The sequence below is a fragment of the Paenibacillus sediminis genome (assembly GCF_017873765.1).
Classification (GTDB): Bacteria; Bacillota; Bacilli; order Paenibacillales; family Paenibacillaceae; genus Paenibacillus_AG; species Paenibacillus_AG sediminis.
In genome coordinates this window covers 1,160,730-1,177,143 of record NZ_JAGGKP010000001.1, presented here as the reverse complement: position 1 = coordinate 1,177,143, position 16,414 = coordinate 1,160,730, and the positions used below count along the sequence as shown (strand labels likewise).

14 protein-coding genes and 1 pseudogene are annotated in these 16,414 nt (G+C 41.8%); 10 read left to right on the top strand and 5 right to left on the bottom strand.

Annotated elements, in window-relative coordinates; all coding sequences use genetic code 11:
* Window positions 1-150 precede the first annotated feature (150 nt).
* From J2Z20_RS05670 to J2Z20_RS05645, 6 genes and pseudogenes are all read left to right on the top strand, one after another.
* Window positions 151-1,200, top strand: a complete 1,050-nt coding sequence (locus J2Z20_RS05670; RefSeq protein WP_209846298.1) for an ABC transporter substrate-binding protein — start codon at window positions 151-153, stop codon at window positions 1,198-1,200.
* 73 nt (window positions 1,201-1,273) lie between these two features.
* The gene (locus J2Z20_RS05665; RefSeq protein ID WP_209846295.1) at window positions 1,274-2,188 is read left to right on the top strand and encodes an ABC transporter permease; all 915 of its coding nucleotides are present in this window, start codon (window positions 1,274-1,276) and stop codon (window positions 2,186-2,188) included.
* On the top strand, window positions 2,188-2,985 hold the full coding sequence (locus tag J2Z20_RS05660; RefSeq protein WP_209846292.1) for an ABC transporter ATP-binding protein: 798 nt from the start codon (window positions 2,188-2,190) through the stop codon (window positions 2,983-2,985). Before J2Z20_RS05665 ends, J2Z20_RS05660 begins: the two co-directional genes overlap by 1 nt.
* Window positions 2,986-3,104: 119 nt before the next feature.
* Window positions 3,105-3,314, top strand: a complete 210-nt coding sequence (locus J2Z20_RS05655; RefSeq protein WP_209846290.1) for a helix-turn-helix transcriptional regulator — start codon at window positions 3,105-3,107, stop codon at window positions 3,312-3,314.
* A complete protein-coding gene (locus J2Z20_RS05650) occupies window positions 3,311-3,520 on the top strand; it encodes a hypothetical protein (RefSeq protein WP_209846287.1) in 210 nt (69 codons plus the stop codon). The genes J2Z20_RS05655 and J2Z20_RS05650 overlap by 4 nt, the downstream gene beginning before the upstream one ends.
* 27 nt (window positions 3,521-3,547) lie before the next feature.
* Window positions 3,548-4,129 (top strand): annotated as a pseudogene (locus J2Z20_RS05645) (GNAT family N-acetyltransferase); the annotation flags it as partial.
* Window positions 4,130-4,191: 62 nt separating this feature from the next.
* Here the strand turns inward: J2Z20_RS05645 and J2Z20_RS05640 are convergent.
* A complete protein-coding gene (locus J2Z20_RS05640; protein WP_209846284.1) occupies window positions 4,192-4,950 on the bottom strand; it encodes a 3'-5' exonuclease in 759 nt (252 codons plus the stop codon).
* A 677-nt stretch (window positions 4,951-5,627) separates the two neighbouring features.
* Here J2Z20_RS05640 and helD point away from each other — a divergent pair.
* The 4 genes from helD to J2Z20_RS05620 all read left to right on the top strand — a co-directional run bounded on the left by helD (window position 5,628) and on the right by J2Z20_RS05620 (window position 11,548).
* The gene (gene helD, locus J2Z20_RS05635; protein ID WP_209846281.1) at window positions 5,628-8,054 is read left to right on the top strand and encodes an RNA polymerase recycling motor HelD; all 2,427 of its coding nucleotides are present in this window, start codon (window positions 5,628-5,630) and stop codon (window positions 8,052-8,054) included.
* A gap of 441 nt (window positions 8,055-8,495) precedes the next feature.
* On the top strand, window positions 8,496-9,728 hold the full coding sequence (pepT, locus tag J2Z20_RS05630) for a peptidase T (RefSeq protein ID WP_209846277.1): 1,233 nt from the start codon (window positions 8,496-8,498) through the stop codon (window positions 9,726-9,728).
* Between the two features lie 66 nt (window positions 9,729-9,794).
* Window positions 9,795-10,667: a DUF72 domain-containing protein gene (locus tag J2Z20_RS05625; protein WP_209846274.1), complete on the top strand. Its 873-nt coding sequence runs from the start codon at window positions 9,795-9,797 to the stop codon at window positions 10,665-10,667.
* A 17-nt stretch (window positions 10,668-10,684) separates the two neighbouring features.
* Window positions 10,685-11,548: an aminoglycoside 6-adenylyltransferase gene (locus J2Z20_RS05620; protein ID WP_209846271.1), complete on the top strand. Its 864-nt coding sequence runs from the start codon at window positions 10,685-10,687 to the stop codon at window positions 11,546-11,548.
* Window positions 11,549-11,674: 126 nt separating this feature from the next.
* Here J2Z20_RS05620 and hxlA read toward each other — a convergent pair whose 3' ends face one another.
* The 4 genes from hxlA to J2Z20_RS05600 all read right to left on the bottom strand — a co-directional run bounded on the left by hxlA (window position 11,675) and on the right by J2Z20_RS05600 (window position 16,219).
* On the bottom strand, window positions 11,675-12,307 hold the full coding sequence (gene hxlA, locus J2Z20_RS05615; protein ID WP_209846268.1) for a 3-hexulose-6-phosphate synthase: 633 nt from the start codon (window positions 12,305-12,307) through the stop codon (window positions 11,675-11,677).
* Window positions 12,308-12,455: 148 nt separating this feature from the next.
* Window positions 12,456-13,544 (bottom strand): Ger(x)C family spore germination protein, encoded by a 1,089-nt coding sequence (locus tag J2Z20_RS05610; RefSeq protein ID WP_209846265.1) that lies wholly within the window; start codon window positions 13,542-13,544, stop codon window positions 12,456-12,458.
* Window positions 13,545-14,678, bottom strand: coding sequence for a GerAB/ArcD/ProY family transporter (locus J2Z20_RS05605; protein WP_342454260.1), 1,134 nt, complete (start codon window positions 14,676-14,678; stop codon window positions 13,545-13,547). It abuts the gene before it with no gap.
* Window positions 14,675-16,219, bottom strand: coding sequence for a spore germination protein (locus J2Z20_RS05600; RefSeq protein ID WP_209846259.1), 1,545 nt, complete (start codon window positions 16,217-16,219; stop codon window positions 14,675-14,677). Before J2Z20_RS05600 ends, J2Z20_RS05605 begins: the two co-directional genes overlap by 4 nt.
* Window positions 16,220-16,414: the final 195 nt, after the last annotated feature.

Here is a 16,414-nt window from a genome sequence, read left to right as displayed (position 1 = left end):
TTTCAGGATGATTCGCAAATATTTATGCTTTAAGACTTTTATCCGTGAAAGAATAAAAGTTAAACAGCATAAAAGGATAAAAGCGATAAAGGGTATTGTTGTTTCATATCGAAAAGGAAGGTTACTCACACTCAGGAAGGGGTTATCTTTATGTTGAAAAAGAAGAAGCTATGGTTGTCAATCGTCTTGTCAGCACTATTAGTCACAGCGGCTGGTTGTGGGAATGATACTAAGACAGAAAGCGCATCAGGCGCTAACACAGGCGGATCTGCAAGCTCCGATCAAAAAACGTACACCATCGCGATTTCACAGTATGTAGAGCATCCATCACTCGATGCAACTCGTGAAGGATTTATCGCGGCGCTTAAAGATGCAGGTATTGTTGAAGGACAAAACTTGAAGATCGATTACAATAACGCCCAAGCTGATTCCACGAACAACTTATCTATCGCTCAAAAGATTGCCTCCGAGAAGAGTGATCTTGTCCTAGCTATTGCAACTCCATCGGCTCAAGCCGTCGTTCAAGAAGTGAAGGATAGACCCGTTTTGTTCGCAGCGGTAACAGATCCGCTCGATGCGAAAATCGTAGATAAGTTAGATAAACCAAGCGGCAACGTGTCTGGTGCATCAGATACAAATCCACAAGCAATTACGGAATTGATGGACTTTATCGCTAGTAATTTCCCGAACGTTAAAAATGTTGGACTCGTTATTAACGAAGGTGAACCTAACGCGGTCGTGATGGCGAACAAAGCTGAGGAAGCTCTATCCAAGCACGGCATTAAGCTTGTGAAAGCAGCTGTTACGAACACTTCTGAAGTGAAGCAAGCTGCGCAATCGCTCGTGGGTCGTGTGGATGCCTTATATATTACGTTAGACAACGTCGTTGTAAGCGGTGTAGACTCCATTCTTCAAGTGGCGAATGAGAATCATCTCCCGTTCTTCTCAAGTGATCGTGACACCGTTGAGAAGGGAGCTTTTGCAACAGTCGGTTTTAAATACTACGACCATGGCTATCAAGTAGGACAGATGGCGGTTGAAATTTTGAAAAACGGAAAGAAACCTAGCGATTTGAAAGTAACTGTTCCTGAGAAGTTGGACTTCATTCTTAATTTAAAAGCAGCTGCAGCGCAAGGGATTGAAGTAACGGACGCAATGAAAGGCCTAGTCAAGGATCAGACAAATAACATAATTCAATAGAACATAACTTCTAGAGTGGGCGCCGCCATATAGTCGTCGTACCTCTCTTTTTTTCATGTAGGAGGGAAGAAATATGGTTTCATCATTAATCGGTGCGGTAGAATTGGGTCTCATTTATGCGATTATGGCACTTGGCGTTTACATCACGTTCCGTATTTTGGATTTTCCTGATTTGACCGTTGACGGAAGCTTTGCGACAGGCGGAGCGATCGCGGCGGTCATGATTTCACATGGATATTCTCCTTGGCTCGTCAGCTTATTAGCTTTTGCAGGCGGTCTTGCAGCAGGCGCATGTACAGGTCTATTGCACACGAAAGGTAAAATTAACGGATTGTTATCAGGAATTCTGATGATGATTGCTCTTTATTCCATTAACATGCGGATACTGGATAAACCAAACGTCTCGGTGTATGGAGAAGACACTGTGTTCACATCGATCTCTCCGTTAGTTCTTATGCCGTTCGTCGTTATTGCCATTAAACTGCTGCTTGATTTATTTTTGCATACAGATTTAGGTCTTTCTCTTAGAGCTACAGGGGATAACGCTCGTATGATTCGCAGTTTCGGCGCGAATACGGATAACACGACGATTCTTGGCATTAGTATATCGAACGGACTTGTCGCATTATCAGGTGCGCTCATTGCTCAGCAATCTGGGTTCGCCGATATTACGATGGGTGTCGGCATGATTGTTATCGGACTTGCGTCTGTCATTATCGGCGAGGCTATTTTTGGGGCGGGATCCGTATTTCGTGCGACATTTGCAGTGTTGCTCGGTTCAATCGTGTACCGGATTGTTGTTGCACTTGCACTCCGCGTAGAGTGGATGGAGGCATCCGATCTGAAATTAATTACGGCCGTCATCGTTATTATCGCTTTAGTGTTTCCGTCGGTACAGCGTTCAATCAAACAGAAGAGTGCTGCACGTAGACGTTCTGCTGAATTAGCAACGCTGGCAAGCAAGAAGAGCATTGGAGGTGATTACTGATGCTAGATCTCAGAAACGTATCAAAATTGTTCAATCCAGGAACGTTCGATGAGAAAGTAGCTCTGATGGACGTTCAGCTCAGTATGAAACCAGGTGACTTCATTACAGTTATCGGCAGTAACGGTGCAGGTAAATCTACGCTTATGAACATTATTTCGGGCGTCATGAAGCCAGATACAGGAGAAGTACGGATTGATCATCGAGATATTCAGCAGTTGCCTGAGTTTAAGCGAAGCCAGTGGATTGGCCGAGTGTTTCAGGACCCAATGGCAGGTACTGCCCCTCATATGACCATAGAAGAGAATCTTGCCATGGCATATGCTCGCGGCAAACGCCGCGGATTAAGCATCGGTGTGACATCTCGAAAACGGAGTATGTTCCGAGAACAGCTGAATCGTCTTGGCATCGGTCTGGAAGACCGTCTCCGCGCGAAAGTCGGGCTTCTATCAGGAGGCGAACGTCAAGCATTGAGCCTGCTGATGGCTACCTTCACTAGGCCCCAAATATTGTTGCTTGATGAGCATACGGCAGCGCTTGATCCGGCAAGGGCTGAACTGATTACGAAATTGACCCAAGATATTGTTCAAGAAATGAAGCTCACCACATTAATGGTCACCCACAACATGGAACAAGCGATTCGTCTCGGTAACCGTCTTATTATGATGGATAAAGGGCGTATCATACTCGATGTGAATGAAGAACGGAAGAAGAATCTAACCGTAGAACAGCTACTCGGCGAATTTGAGCAGATCAGCGGTCGTAAATTGGCTGATGATCGGATGGTTTTAGGATTATAAGACAACACAGGTAACAAATATAGATTCGGGGAAGAATGTCAAATATATTTGACATTCTTTTTATTTTGCCTTATGATCATGTCAAACATCTTTTACATATTGGAGCTGTGTTCTGAAGTATGGAAAATCGAATACGAGAATTGAGAAAGACGATGGGGCTGTCCCAAGAGGAGTTAGCTCATTCATGCAATGCATCCAGGCAAACGATCAATGCGATTGAAAATAACAAATATGACCCCAGTCTCGCATTAGCCTTTCAAATTGCCTCGTTGCTGCAAGTAACCGTCGATGAGCTGTTTATTTTTAATCCTAGGAGGAACGAGAAATGAAATTCAGAAAAGCAGATGAAATGGAAAGATATCAAAGTGAGAAATCCGCAAAGTATGCTTTTATGTTCTATACGATTGCCTTATTAGTATGGTCATTGTTCGACTTTTTTACGAAAGGTAAGACCGGATGGGAATTTACAATTTTGCTCATAGGTAACGCCATCTTCTTCTGGTCGAGAGCTATCTATAATCGAAAAATGAGATGAGAGGTAGAGGTGACATGAAATGTGTGATTAGTACCTAGATTCTACATATACAACTTAGATCAGCAAAAAGAACTCATGAATGAATTGAAATTACGTGGTTTTATAATGGAGGAATTAATAAGCCCAATTCAACTATGGAATAATAACTTAATCCATAAAGAAAGAAACGAAAGTGTTTCTATTGAAAAAGTATCTGAAAATAACTTTGAAGAAGCATTAGCTATCGAATGCAGTATAAAAGAGTTCGGAGGAGAAGTTAGAAAAAAAGCCTTTCAGAACGAATATAAAAGTCCCGCCTTCACACACTATCTCCTTCGGTACAATGGAGTAGCGTGTTCCACAGCGAGTATTTTTGAACATGGAAAACAAGCAAGAATGGAAAGTGTAGCTACACTGGAACCATTCAGAGGTAAAGGGTTAATAGGGGAACTCATTTACTTCATCCAAACTGAAGTAATCTATAGAGGATTAGAGAATCTTTGGGTTCTTCCCATTAATGAAAAAGTGGAAAAGGTATACCAGAAGTATGGGTTCGAAACCGCTCAAAAAGTTATAATGGGGCATGCATTTTTAGAAGGTAAGAGCATCAAAGAAATTCAAGGTGTCTAGATCGTATTCAAGTCTATGAAAAAGAGGTCAACCAAATAAATACTTGATTGACCTCTCCGGCCTTAGACTATCTGCGCCTTTGATACCTCGGCTTCAAAATAGTCCTCTAGCTCAGCAAGCTTCCTCAGATCCTCAAGAGATATTTTACCGGCAAGATAATGCTCGACGACGAGTTCCCATTTTGGATCGATTTTTTGCTTTAACATGCTTCGAACCGCATTTTTCACCATTCTGCGTTCTTTCGCATTGGAGTACACATCTTTATATTGCTGAACACGCTCAAAATCTAATTTGTTATAAATAGCCCGAAATACCTCAGCGGTCATCCGTGCGTCGTCTAACGCCCGATGTGCCGATCCTGTAGGTGTTATTTCAAGATCTTGCAGGGCAGTCTCTACACTGACATCGTTCGTTAGGTTTTTATAGCGTACGTAACCCTTCAGCAGATCAAAATATTTAGCTGCCAGCCAATATGAATCATCGAGCTGGTGCATCCGTGTATCGTATACGATTCGCTTCAAATCTTCACCGCCCCAGGTGACAAGTAAGAAGGATTCGCTTCGATCCAGCCAGTTCATAAAATCAGCTATCACTTTACGGAACCTGGGAGCCTGATCGATTGCTGCCTGAGGTATTCCTGTCTTCTTCTTAATAAACGTGTTCAGTTTTGAGAAATATATCGGTTTGATTAATGATGAAAATCCATCGATCAACTGCAGATTTGCATCTAAGCGAACTGCACCAATCTCTATCACCTCCATCGGTAACTCACTAGCAAACTTCCTTCCGTTAAATTCGATATCCAAAATTATATAGTCCAATATGATTGCCCCCGCCTGTGTAATAGATATTTTGTGCTTTTCATTCTATCAGAAAAAGACTATCGAATGGAATAATCTATCACACATCGGGCTGTAAATAAAAACCAAATCAAACATAATCACTAATAAAGTGTTAAGTAATGTTAAATCTGAGGAATTGATATATGGGGGAAGGCTATACTTTCATTCATTGGAGTAATTTTAGTTTATTGTCTTATCTGAGATTTAGATATTTCGAATCCTCGTGCGGTATTGTAAAGGGACCATAAGACAATAAAAACGCTGTTTATCTGATCCAATTCAGATAAACAGCGTTTCTTATGTTTATTTTGATGCAACTTTTCCATTTTTGTTTTCGTGATTTTAGTCATCGTCTCAATTTGAATATTTTGACCCCCGCGACGTTGAACCATCATTTCATTTAATCGGCTCGTTTTTTAGTTATTACGCTAACAGGGAACGATAGCTAAATTCAAAAAAGCCCTTCACCTGAATAGGGAAGGGCTTTATATTTGCATACAAAGAGACAATATGATATGATTAGTGATCCAGAGTGATTAATAATAAAAAAATATAGATCACCTATTTTAACTACAATTTAATAATATCACATGGAATCACGGTTTGTCAAATTTTTTTATTCTCCTTACTAAATAAAAAGGAGCGTGTTCAGGAAGATGTTAAATGCGAAGGATTGGCAGCACGAACAGGAACGGTTAGATCTAATCACGGAAAAATTGCTATCGAGAATTGCCGAGTTGGAGCCAGAGGTGACCGGGCTAAGCGATCAGGTACGGGATATTCGTAAGCGATTTTGGGAGGAAGTTACGGTCAATACGAGCACGGACGAAGACTTTGAAGAGACATTCTACAGTATAAAGCAACAAGAAGCGGTGTTGTCCGAACGTGAGCGCAGTCACAGGCAACGGATGCAGCGATGGAAAAGCATGAAGCGGATGCTCCCGTCACCCTATTTCGGGCGCATCGATTTTCAAGAGGATGGCTTGAGCTCTAGTGAACAAATATATATCGGCGTATCGTCCTTCGTCGATGAAGACGGCATGGGCTTTCTGGTGTATGACTGGAGAACACCAATTGCGAGCATGTACTACGATTATTCCCCAGGGGCTGCCTCATATGAGACACCAGGCGGACAAATCAATGGGGCGATGATGTTGAAACGGCAATACCAGATCCGCGATGGTAAGCTCCAGAATTTGTTCGACACGAGCTTAACGATCGGCGACGAATTGCTTCAGCAGGTATTAGGCAAGGGAGCAGATGCACAAATGAAGAGCATCGTGGCGACCATCCAAAAGGAGCAAAATGCCATCATTCGTAACGATAAGAGCCGTATGCTCATTGTGCAGGGAGCGGCCGGAAGCGGAAAGACTTCCGCGGCGCTACAACGGGCAGCGTACCTGATGTATAAATACCGTGATAGTCTCAAGGCGGATCAGATCGTTCTTTTCTCGCCCAATTCGATGTTTAACAGCTATGTATCCACAGTCCTTCCAGAACTAGGCGAGGAGAACATGCAACAGACGACCTTTCAGGAATATCTTTCGTATTGGCTTGGGTCAACTTTGCGTCTAGAGGATCCGTTCGATCAGATGGAATTTCTGCTGACTGCAAAACCAACACAAGGATATGAAGTACGGCTGAAAGGGATTCAATATAAGTCTTCGGAAGCTTTCCTGAAAGCTCTTCAATGCTATGCTCTTTGGCTGGGGAAGGAAGGCATGCTATTCCGCGGGATAAGTTTTCGGGATCGCGAGTTGATTAGCGCAGAGCAAATGAAATCGAAATTTTACAGTTATGACAGTTCCATCCGGCTGGCTAATCGCGTTGTTCTGTTGCGGGACTGGTTACTGAAAGAGCTTAATTTGCTGGAGCGCAAGGAGCAGGAGGCCTACTGGGTTCAAGATGAACTTGATTACCTCGACAACGATCAATATGCCGCTGTCTACAGTGAGCTCCTCAAGAAGTACCGGCGAGAAGAGGCTGTCTTTGATTTTACCGAACAGTATGTGGAAGCTTATGGCGAGTTTCGTGGGAAGGAGCAGGGAGAAGAGAATGTCTTTGACTTTGTCGAGCAGGAAGAAGAACTGTTGCGTCGGATCATCGTGAAGGAACATTTCAAACCGCTGAAGCGGGACGTGAAGAAGTTAATGTTCATAGATGTGATTGGGCTATACCATCAGTTGTTTGAAGACGATGCACCTTATCGGAAAATGACCAACGAGACTGAATTGCCTGAATCATGGCGAGAAATCTGCATGCTAACGAGGGAGAAGTTAAATCGGCACGAACTGTTTTATGAGGATGCGACCCCATTTCTGTATTTAAAGGAACTCGTCGAAGGTGCTCGTACGAACACGGAGGTCCGGCATATATTCGTCGATGAGGGACAGGATTATTCACCGTTTCAATATGCGTTTCTTAAAAAGCTGTTTCCTCGTGCCCGTATGACGGTGCTCGGTGATTTCAGCCAGGCGATCTTCGCACAAGCAACGAATCTGCACGAGGCGGATTCGCCATTACTTCGGCTTTATGGCGAAGACGAAACGAGCCTAATACGTCTTGTCCGCAGTTATCGTTCAACCCGCGAGATTGTAGAGTTTACAAAGTTGTTACTGCATGGTGGAGAGGAAATCGTACCTTTCAATAGGAGCGGTAGAAAGCCTCTCCTATTGAAGGTGGGCAGCGGTGAAGAGCGGGCGACGAGAATAATAAAGGATATCACGCAGCTTAAGGCCGAGGGCTTCGACTCTATCGCCGTCATTACGAAAACCGCAGCCGAAAGCCACGAGGCCTATGAAGCATTAAAGACGAAGGGTTGTGAGGGTCTACGGCTCATTACGAAGGAGACGCTCACCTTTGAGAAGGGAGTAATGGTTATTCCTGCATATCTTGCTAAGGGTGTTGAATTCGATGCGGTACTGATCTACGACGCTTCTTCTCAAGTATACAGCCGGGAGAGCGAGCGCAAGCTCTTTTATACGGCATGTACTCGCGCAATGCATCGGCTTCTACTCTACGCTCTAGGGGAATGGGCGCCCTATGTATTGGAACTGGATACGAGCTTGTATGAGTTAGAGTGAGTGAGGCAAAGTATCGTATAATTTGGAAGAGTCCAACTAATGGAGAGCGATAGTTCAATAAGAAAACAGAGAGCAGACTTATTGTCTGCTCTCTGTTTCATAAGGTAAGAATGGGCATATTTCTGCCTATGATAATGATATTGATTATATCACTTATACTTTCTGACGGAAGCAAAAACGATTTGGTATATGTAAATTGTTCACGAAGTCTCATATGAATGGCGTTAATGAGCTTGTCATATTCCCTTTTCCGAACAGATTCATAATAATGGCCCCAGGAGAATCTAGCTTTTCTCTCGTTATACTAAAAAATTCCCTAGATGTTAAATGCGGGGGAGTTCCCTCTATGGAAGTATATATCAGTATGATTATGAAGTGGAATTAGCGGCTTCATTTACTTATAATAAGAACAAACCTATCGACGCAGGAGGCGTATCGTTAATGAAAAACGAAATTATTGAACGATTTACTACATATGTAAAAATAGATACTCAGTCCGATGAGAACAGTAACACTTGCCCTTCCACACCGGGACAGCTGACGCTAGGTCGTATGCTCGTAGAAGAGCTGAAAACCATCGGCATGCAGGAAGTGACGATGGACGATAATGGGTATGTTATGGCGACCCTTCCTGCGAACACCGACAAGCTGGTACCAACCATTGGTTTCCTCGCTCACCTAGATACAGCGACCGATATGACCGGCGCTAATGTGAAGCCGCAAATCGTAGAGAACTATGACGGCAATGACATCGTGCTCAGTGATGAGCTCAAAGTTGTGCTGTCGCCAAAGCAGTTCCCTGAACTCTCCAACTACAAGGGCCACACGTTAATTACTACGGACGGTACGACATTGCTAGGTGCGGATGATAAAGCCGGCATTACTGAAATCATGACTGCAATGGCATATCTTATCAGCCATCCGGAAATCAAGCATGGCGAAGTAAGAGTAGCCTTTACTCCGGATGAAGAAATCGGACGTGGTCCGCATCGATTTGACGTCGCTGCATTTCGCGCGAAATATGCTTACACTGTAGACGGCGGACCGCTCGGTGAGCTTGAATATGAGAGCTTCAATGCAGCTCAGGCAAAAATCACAATTAAAGGCAATTCCGTACACCCCGGAACGGCCAAGGGAAAGATGGTCAACTCCGTTAAAATCGCTATGGAGCTGCAAAGCAAGCTGCCTGCGAACGAGGCTCCCGAATTTACTGACGGTTACGAGGGCTTCTACCATCTCACCTCCATCCAAGGCAGTGTAGAGCTAACAAAGCTAAATTACATAATACGAGATTTCGACAAAGACAATTTCAATGCTCGAAAATCAAATCTTAAACGTATAGTTGATGAGCTGCGAAGTAGCTATGGAGCAGACAGCATCCTACTAGAGCTGAAAGACCAGTATTACAACATGCGCGATAAAATCGAACCGGTTAAGGAGATCGTCGACATCGCTTATGATGTGATGAAGGGCCTGGGCATTGAGCCGATCGTCAGACCGATTCGGGGCGGTACGGACGGTTCCCAGCTTTCCTATATGGGACTGCCTACGCCGAATATTTTTACAGGCGGGGAAAACTACCACGGTAAATATGAATATATTTCGGTCGATAATATGGTATTAGCAACTAAAGTCATCATCCACATTATTGAATCGTTCGAGCAGCGAGCTTAAGCTTCAATAAACGATTCGAGAAAATACAATATCTCAATAACATTATGTAACGGAGACGATTCAAAAATGCAGCACAATGAACCTTCTACAAGTCGCATACAAATTGGGCTAGCGGGTTGGGGAGACCATGAAGATTTATATGGAGCCGGGATAAAGGCGCCAGAGAAGCTGAATAAATACAGTCGGTATCTTCCCATTGTTGAGTTAGACAGCTCATTCTATGCCATCCCTACTCCTGAACGAATGAAGGGGTGGAGTACGCAAACGCCTGATCATTTTGGGTTTATTGTTAAGGCATACCAAGGGATGACTGGGCATACGCGCGGTAATATTCCTTTTGAGGACGAGAGAACGATGTTTCAAGTGTTTCGTGATTCGGTCGAAGTTCTTCAAGGTGACGGTAAACTTAGGGCTGTACTGTTTCAATACCCCCCTTGGTTTGATTGTACACATCATAACGTTGACATTTTGCGGAGAACGAAAGAATGGATGGAAGGTTTTCCTGTAGCGTTGGAATTTCGTCATCAAAGCTGGTTTACTCCGGAAATGCGTGATAAGACGCTATCTTTTATGCGCCAAGAAGGCTGGATTCATAGTATCGCAGACGAACCTCAAATCGGTGAAGGATGTGTTCCGATCGTGCTTGAACCGACGCAGGCGGAAGCTACTATGGTGCGGTTTCATGGACGTAATGCAGCTGGCTGGAAAGCAAGCGGTCAGGAGAATTGGCGAGAAGTAAGATATTTATACCGATATAGTGTACAAGAGTTACTTGAGTGGAAAGATCGAATATTACAGTTAGGCAAAAGTACGAAGCAGATATGGATCATATTTAATAACAATTCAGGCGGTGATGCAGCTTCGAATGCTAGGCAGCTGATGAGTATGTTGGGGTTGGACGAACCGCCGTTACCTGAAGAGCAAATGACGTTATTTTAATATAGGAGGGACTGCCGATGAGGCATGAATCTGAGGTCATTTGCCAAATCGCCAATTGGGGAGAAAGTGAACGCGACGTTATCGCATTAATATTAACGAGCTCGCGTGCGAACCCGCATGCTTATGTCGATGAGCTGTCTGATTATGATGTAGAGGTTGTGATTCATGACCATTCTTCTTTAGGATTGTTTGATGATTGGCTTAACCAGTTTGGAGAAATTATTACATCGTTTAAAGATGAGAATATACTAGATAAAGGGCTTAAATCGTATACGAAACTTGTTCAATTTGAGGACGGTTTACGCATTGATTTTCAAATTAGACCGATTACGGAATGGCTGGCTAAAAATAAGGAATCGTTATATCCGCCGTATTTAGATTTAGGGTATCGTGTGCTGTTAGATAAGGATGGATTTACAAAAGACCTTAAACCGCCATCCTACACTTCTTATGTGACGAAGCCGCCAACTAGGGATGAATATATGGCTCAAATCACGTCATTTTGGTGGGATATAACCTATGTCGCGAAAAGCTTGAAGCGGGATGAGCTCTACTTTGCGAAATATATGCTGGATCACGTCATACGCTATTCCTTTCTACTCAAAATGATTGAATGGTACATCGGTGTGCGGCATTGTTGGACTGTCAATCCGAACAAATATGGCCGCTGGTTTAAGAAATATATTGATGAAGAGACGTGGCTGGAAATCGAGCATACTTTTGCGGGAGCGAGTATAGAAGAGAATTGGACCGCTATGTATAAAACGATGTGGTTGTTCCGGCGACTAGCGAAACATGTAGGTCATGAGTTAGGCTTTGAGTATCCAGACGATTTAGATATGAGAGTTACTGGATACGTTGAAAAGCTGCACAATGCTTAGAATGGCTTGATATTGCTAAAAGGTTGGGCATGATTATATGATTATAAAAAAGGGGTGTCCCTTAGTCATTTCATGGCTTTTGGGACAACCCCCTTTTATTTTACATATAATCCAGATCCATGATGATTACGCTTGTTTAACCATTTTTTGCATTTCTGCAGCTGTGGCTTTCATATCTTCTGCACCAGTAATACCGCCGCCTACAATAACAAGATCTGGTTGTGCGTTAATAACTTCAGGCAATGTGCTGAGTTTAATGCCGCCTGCTACAGCAGTTTTCGCATTTTTGACAACACGTTTAATTTTTTTAAGATCTTCGAAAGAGTTTTGACCTACAGCTTGAAGATCGTAACCTGTGTGCACGCAAATGTAATCTACACCCATCGCATCAAGTTCTTTAGCACGTCCTTCAATATCTTTAACACTGATCATGTCGACCAAGATTTCTTTGTTTTGTTTCTTCGCTTCCGCTACAGCCCCTTTAATGGACTCGTCTTCCGCTACACCAAGAATGGTGATGATGTCAGCTCCTGCTTCGGAAGCTTTCATGACTTCATAGCCTGCAGCATCCATAATTTTAAGGTCAGCAAGTACTTTCAGGTTAGGGTATGCTTGCTTCACTTCTTTCACCGCTCTAAGGCCTTCGTTAATAACGACAGGTGTACCGATTTCGACGATATCGATATACGGTTCAACCTCTTTCAATAATTCGATGGCTTGCGGAATGTTTACCAAATCTAATGCTAATTGCAATTCCATGTATATATCTCTCCTTTATTGTGTCTGTTTGTTTGGTGCATGACTTATTCTAGGTCCAAACTTTCAAAAAAGGAAGTACGCACTTTCAAGTGATGTAGTTACCCTAAGTATACTAATGTACGGCAAAAGGCTTTTTGGGCGATGCTAATTATTTCTGTACATTTGACAATGGAGCTAACCTAACATTGTAATCAACATTAATTTCCATGTTCTGCCAATAATCCATCCATTTTCCTTTACTCATGGGTCGAGCAAATGGTGAAAGGGTCAGATTGCCAAACTGTAGAGGATCCACTTTATACTGTTGCATTTTTTTAAGCAAATCTGTTGTCTGTTGTTCTAGATAGTGTTCGATATCATCTCTGAGTTGGTAAAATTGTTCCTGCTCTATGATATTCTTATCTCCTCGATATTCCTCAACTATGCCTGTAATATCTATTTGTATGGAAAGCGTCGAGTAAGTCCGATCTAATTTCTTGTGAACATCGGAATGGATGTACCCTAGGGTGGTGGCTAGTTTCGGTATAGGTAAAAACTTAAGGTAATGATCGTTGTTAAGAAGTTGGAAGATTTGATCGTCCATTTGTTTAATCGTTCCTATTAACTTGTCCTGGTCGAACATGGCGGTTCCCAAATAGGAGAAATTATCACTGTTGACTTTAAACACAGGAAGGATTGGATACGGGAATGGCGAATACAACGTACTCTTAAACTGATGCAGATTCATAATACTCATTTCACCCTGATTATACTTCTCGTAGTGCTTGAGCATGCGATAAAAAAAATAATCGAGATCGGGTTGTGTTTTTATTTGATTTTGCATATAATCATCGAAATTTCCTCTTACAATGACTAAATAAAGGCGCTGCGAAATTTCAGGGTCTACTAATAATGTATTAATGATCGAAATGACTCCTTTTCTGGCAAGCTCCTCATTGATTAATACCATGCGAGTTTGTCCCCGTTTCAGTTCACGATAATAGATTAAATTGAATTTCTCGCCGCCTTGTTTAAATAAGTCAACCTGTAGGGAAAGTAAACGTTTGGTTTCTTTAATTACAGGCGGGACAAGCGTGCTAATTTTTAACTTTCCTTCTTCTCCAGTATTAATAGACCAGAATATAACAGGTGAAATTTCTTCAATGGTATTGTTCTCGACAAATGGATCACAGCCTGTCATCAGGAACATATTGCATAACATACCTAATAACGAGAGACGTTTAAAAAAAAGCCACATTTATTGAACACGCCCCTTTCGTCTGATCGCAATCATAAGGAATGCTGGAACCAACAAATAGGTGAATGCGCCTGACCACATTTCAATGGTAACCCAAATGTTAATATCTGACGTACCTGGCCTCCAAAACCACTTTTGTAATATGAACATAAACACAAAAATAGCTACATAAATTGAAATCAATCCGATGGGGGTTGTTTGTTTCTCCAGTCTTTTCAAGCTGATTCGAGTTGCCCCGTAAAAAAATAGCAGCAAGATGGCAATATTAAATACGAAATGGAACAAATCAACGGAGATCAAAATGATATCGATGCGTTCAAAAATTGGGGACTGTAGAAATCTCACCATGTTAACAACAGGATAATTGGTTTTACTTAAATAATTGGAACCAAAAAAGAATAGTGATGCGATAAACACAATCAAATATTCTAACAGTGTCAGAATATTTCCAATTGTTAAATATTTTAGCATTTTTTGATTGTTGTCTAGCCAAGGAGTCAAACAAATCAGATATTCTGGACCTGAGAAAGCTGACCAAAGGAATAACAACGCATACCAAGAATGGAGCGACCATTCTGTCGGAATCAATGGATATAAATCATGCAGAGCTGCAATCGGAGGAGTGAAAAAAGGATAAAAAAACAATAGTATCATCCAGAAAACGCACAAATATGCGATAACGACAAATCGGATTGTGTTCTCCATGCCGTGAGATGCTACGAAACAACTGATCCCAAAAACAAAGAAGATTAGCCAACTAATTTTCATCGAGGGGAAAATAAATTGTGAAATGGTTCCCACGTAATGTAGTGTGGTTACTACAATTTTAATCAATATTGGAAACAAACCGATGAAGGCAAAAAAACGAACCGTTCGTTCACCCAAAAGCTTTACGAATCCTTGATAACCCATGGCGGCAAAATTCGAAGTAAACCACTTGGACAAGAGCACCAGATTGAGCTGAGATAATATTCCTACGGCTATAATTGCCCAAATCATGTATGGTTGTACTAAAAACATGGGGGTGATAAAGAGGAAGTAAAGTAACTGTAAACGATTCACGATAAGTATGACATAAACGCTTCCAAAAGTAGACTTTTTCTCAAATAACGAAAATGCGGACAATTGTATCATCTCCTTCGACTAGTTCGCCATTTTTTCAGAGGATGCAGATAAACAGGACGTGTTTTCATCCAAGGCAGATGACCTCGAATGAAGAGGTCTATCCAGTCTCTTCCATGAAATGGAGCTAATGGTGCAAAGTAAGGCTGTTTGAGTGAAGTGATTGCACTTAGGTGAGCGAGAAAAGCAATCATCCCAATCACGATTCCTAGAACTCCTAGAAAGGAGGAAAGTACAAGAAATACAAATTGGATGATCGCATGTGACTTGGTCATTAAGTAATTGGGAACTAGAAACGAAGCAATGGTAGCAATGCCCGCGAGCACAATTAACACTTTACTGGCGAATTCGGCTTGTACTGCAGCTTGTCCAATGACAATACCACCAATGACCCCTAAGGTTTGCCCTGATTTTGTTGGCATACGTAAACTCGCTTCTTTAATAATTTCTAGAGTAGCTAATATGAGAAATGCTTCCCAAAATGGGGTGAAAGGTAAATTCAATCTAGATTCCATCACAACGAACAATATTTGCATTGGCATCATTTGATAATGATGTGTTGTTAGCGCAACATACATCGGTATCAATGTGATCGAAACAAAATAACTAATAAATCGAAGGGTACGCAAAAAACTGGCAATAATCCACCGGTGAATGTAATCTTCAGGAGATTGAAAGTGATGGAAAAAAGTAATTGGCGCAATTAAGGCAAACGGTGTGTTGTTTACTAGGAGAGTAAGCTTGCCCAGACCGAGCGAATAGACGCACACATCTGGACGGTCTGTTTGTTGGAATTGCGGAAATATACTATGAGGATGCTCCTCCATGAACGCAGCAACATTAGACGATTCTAAAAATAGATCAAAGTCAATGCTGCTTAGTTTATCTCGTGCAATCGAAATGATTTCAGGATTGGTCAGTCCTTCGATATACATGAGGACAATCGTTGTTTTACTCATAGACCCAACATTAAAGCTTTCTGTTTTTAATTCAGTAATAGGGAGTCTTCTACGAATTAGAGTAATATTTTGGTCTATTTGCTCACTGAAGCTATCTTTCGGTCCATATAAGATGGTCTCTGTCTCAGATGATTCAATAGAACGACTCAATGCAATGTCGAGATGAACAGTCCACCATTGTTCATAGAAGACGTCATAAATAATAACGGATCCTGATAGCAACTGCTCAAGCGCTTCTTCTAAAGTGGAGATACTTTTGATTTTGGCAATCGAAAGAGTATCGAAAACTGAATTATGAGTCCAGTGGTTAAGCGGTTCAATTACGGATTCATTCAGACGTTCCTGATTTACAAGTGTTCTTATGTAAATGAATGTTACTTTAAGATCTGCATTGGGCTCACGTTCAATGATTTCAGCATCATCCATCTTGGCTAGCTTTTGTTTAAGATTTTCTAGCGTTAGAGGGGTAGCGGTTTTAGTTTGAGTTTGATCCTTTTGCTGATTTTGCTGACTTTGCTGGTTTTGCTGGTTTTGCTGACTTTGATTTTGCCCACGATCGCTTCCCTTGTCTTCCTTTGACTTGTTCCAGAACATAACATCCATCACCTAATGTATCGTATAGTCAATAATTGTTAATTCGCATTTATTATGAACCGTTTTGTTTCATTCCATGCGAAAATTTTCATAATTTATTTTCTTAAAAGGGGAAATAAAAGCAAATTATAATAACTTGGATAAAATTAACATGGATTTTATCACTCAAATCATTATAATGTTTAGTAGTTCTAA

Excerpts from the sequence above, each read along its gene's own strand:
- J2Z20_RS05670 (WP_209846298.1), top strand. The coding sequence starts at position 151 with ATGTTGAAAAAGAAGAAGCTATGGTTGTCAATCGTCTTGTCAGCACTA.
- J2Z20_RS05665 (WP_209846295.1), top strand. The coding sequence starts at position 1,274 with ATGGTTTCATCATTAATCGGTGCGGTAGAATTGGGTCTCATTTATGCG.
- J2Z20_RS05660 (WP_209846292.1), top strand. The coding sequence starts at position 2,188 with ATGCTAGATCTCAGAAACGTATCAAAATTGTTCAATCCAGGAACGTTC.
- J2Z20_RS05655 (WP_209846290.1), top strand. The coding sequence starts at position 3,105 with ATGGAAAATCGAATACGAGAATTGAGAAAGACGATGGGGCTGTCCCAA.
- J2Z20_RS05650 (WP_209846287.1), top strand. The coding sequence starts at position 3,311 with ATGAAATTCAGAAAAGCAGATGAAATGGAAAGATATCAAAGTGAGAAA.
- helD (WP_209846281.1), top strand. The coding sequence starts at position 5,628 with ATGTTAAATGCGAAGGATTGGCAGCACGAACAGGAACGGTTAGATCTA.
- pepT (WP_209846277.1), top strand. The coding sequence starts at position 8,496 with ATGAAAAACGAAATTATTGAACGATTTACTACATATGTAAAAATAGAT.
- J2Z20_RS05625 (WP_209846274.1), top strand. The coding sequence starts at position 9,795 with ATGCAGCACAATGAACCTTCTACAAGTCGCATACAAATTGGGCTAGCG.
- J2Z20_RS05620 (WP_209846271.1), top strand. The coding sequence starts at position 10,685 with ATGAGGCATGAATCTGAGGTCATTTGCCAAATCGCCAATTGGGGAGAA.
- hxlA (WP_209846268.1), bottom strand. The coding sequence starts at position 12,307 with ATGGAATTGCAATTAGCATTAGATTTGGTAAACATTCCGCAAGCCATC.
- J2Z20_RS05610 (WP_209846265.1), bottom strand. The coding sequence starts at position 13,544 with ATGTGGCTTTTTTTTAAACGTCTCTCGTTATTAGGTATGTTATGCAAT.
- J2Z20_RS05605 (WP_342454260.1), bottom strand. The coding sequence starts at position 14,678 with ATGATACAATTGTCCGCATTTTCGTTATTTGAGAAAAAGTCTACTTTT.
- J2Z20_RS05600 (WP_209846259.1), bottom strand. The coding sequence starts at position 16,219 with ATGTTCTGGAACAAGTCAAAGGAAGACAAGGGAAGCGATCGTGGGCAA.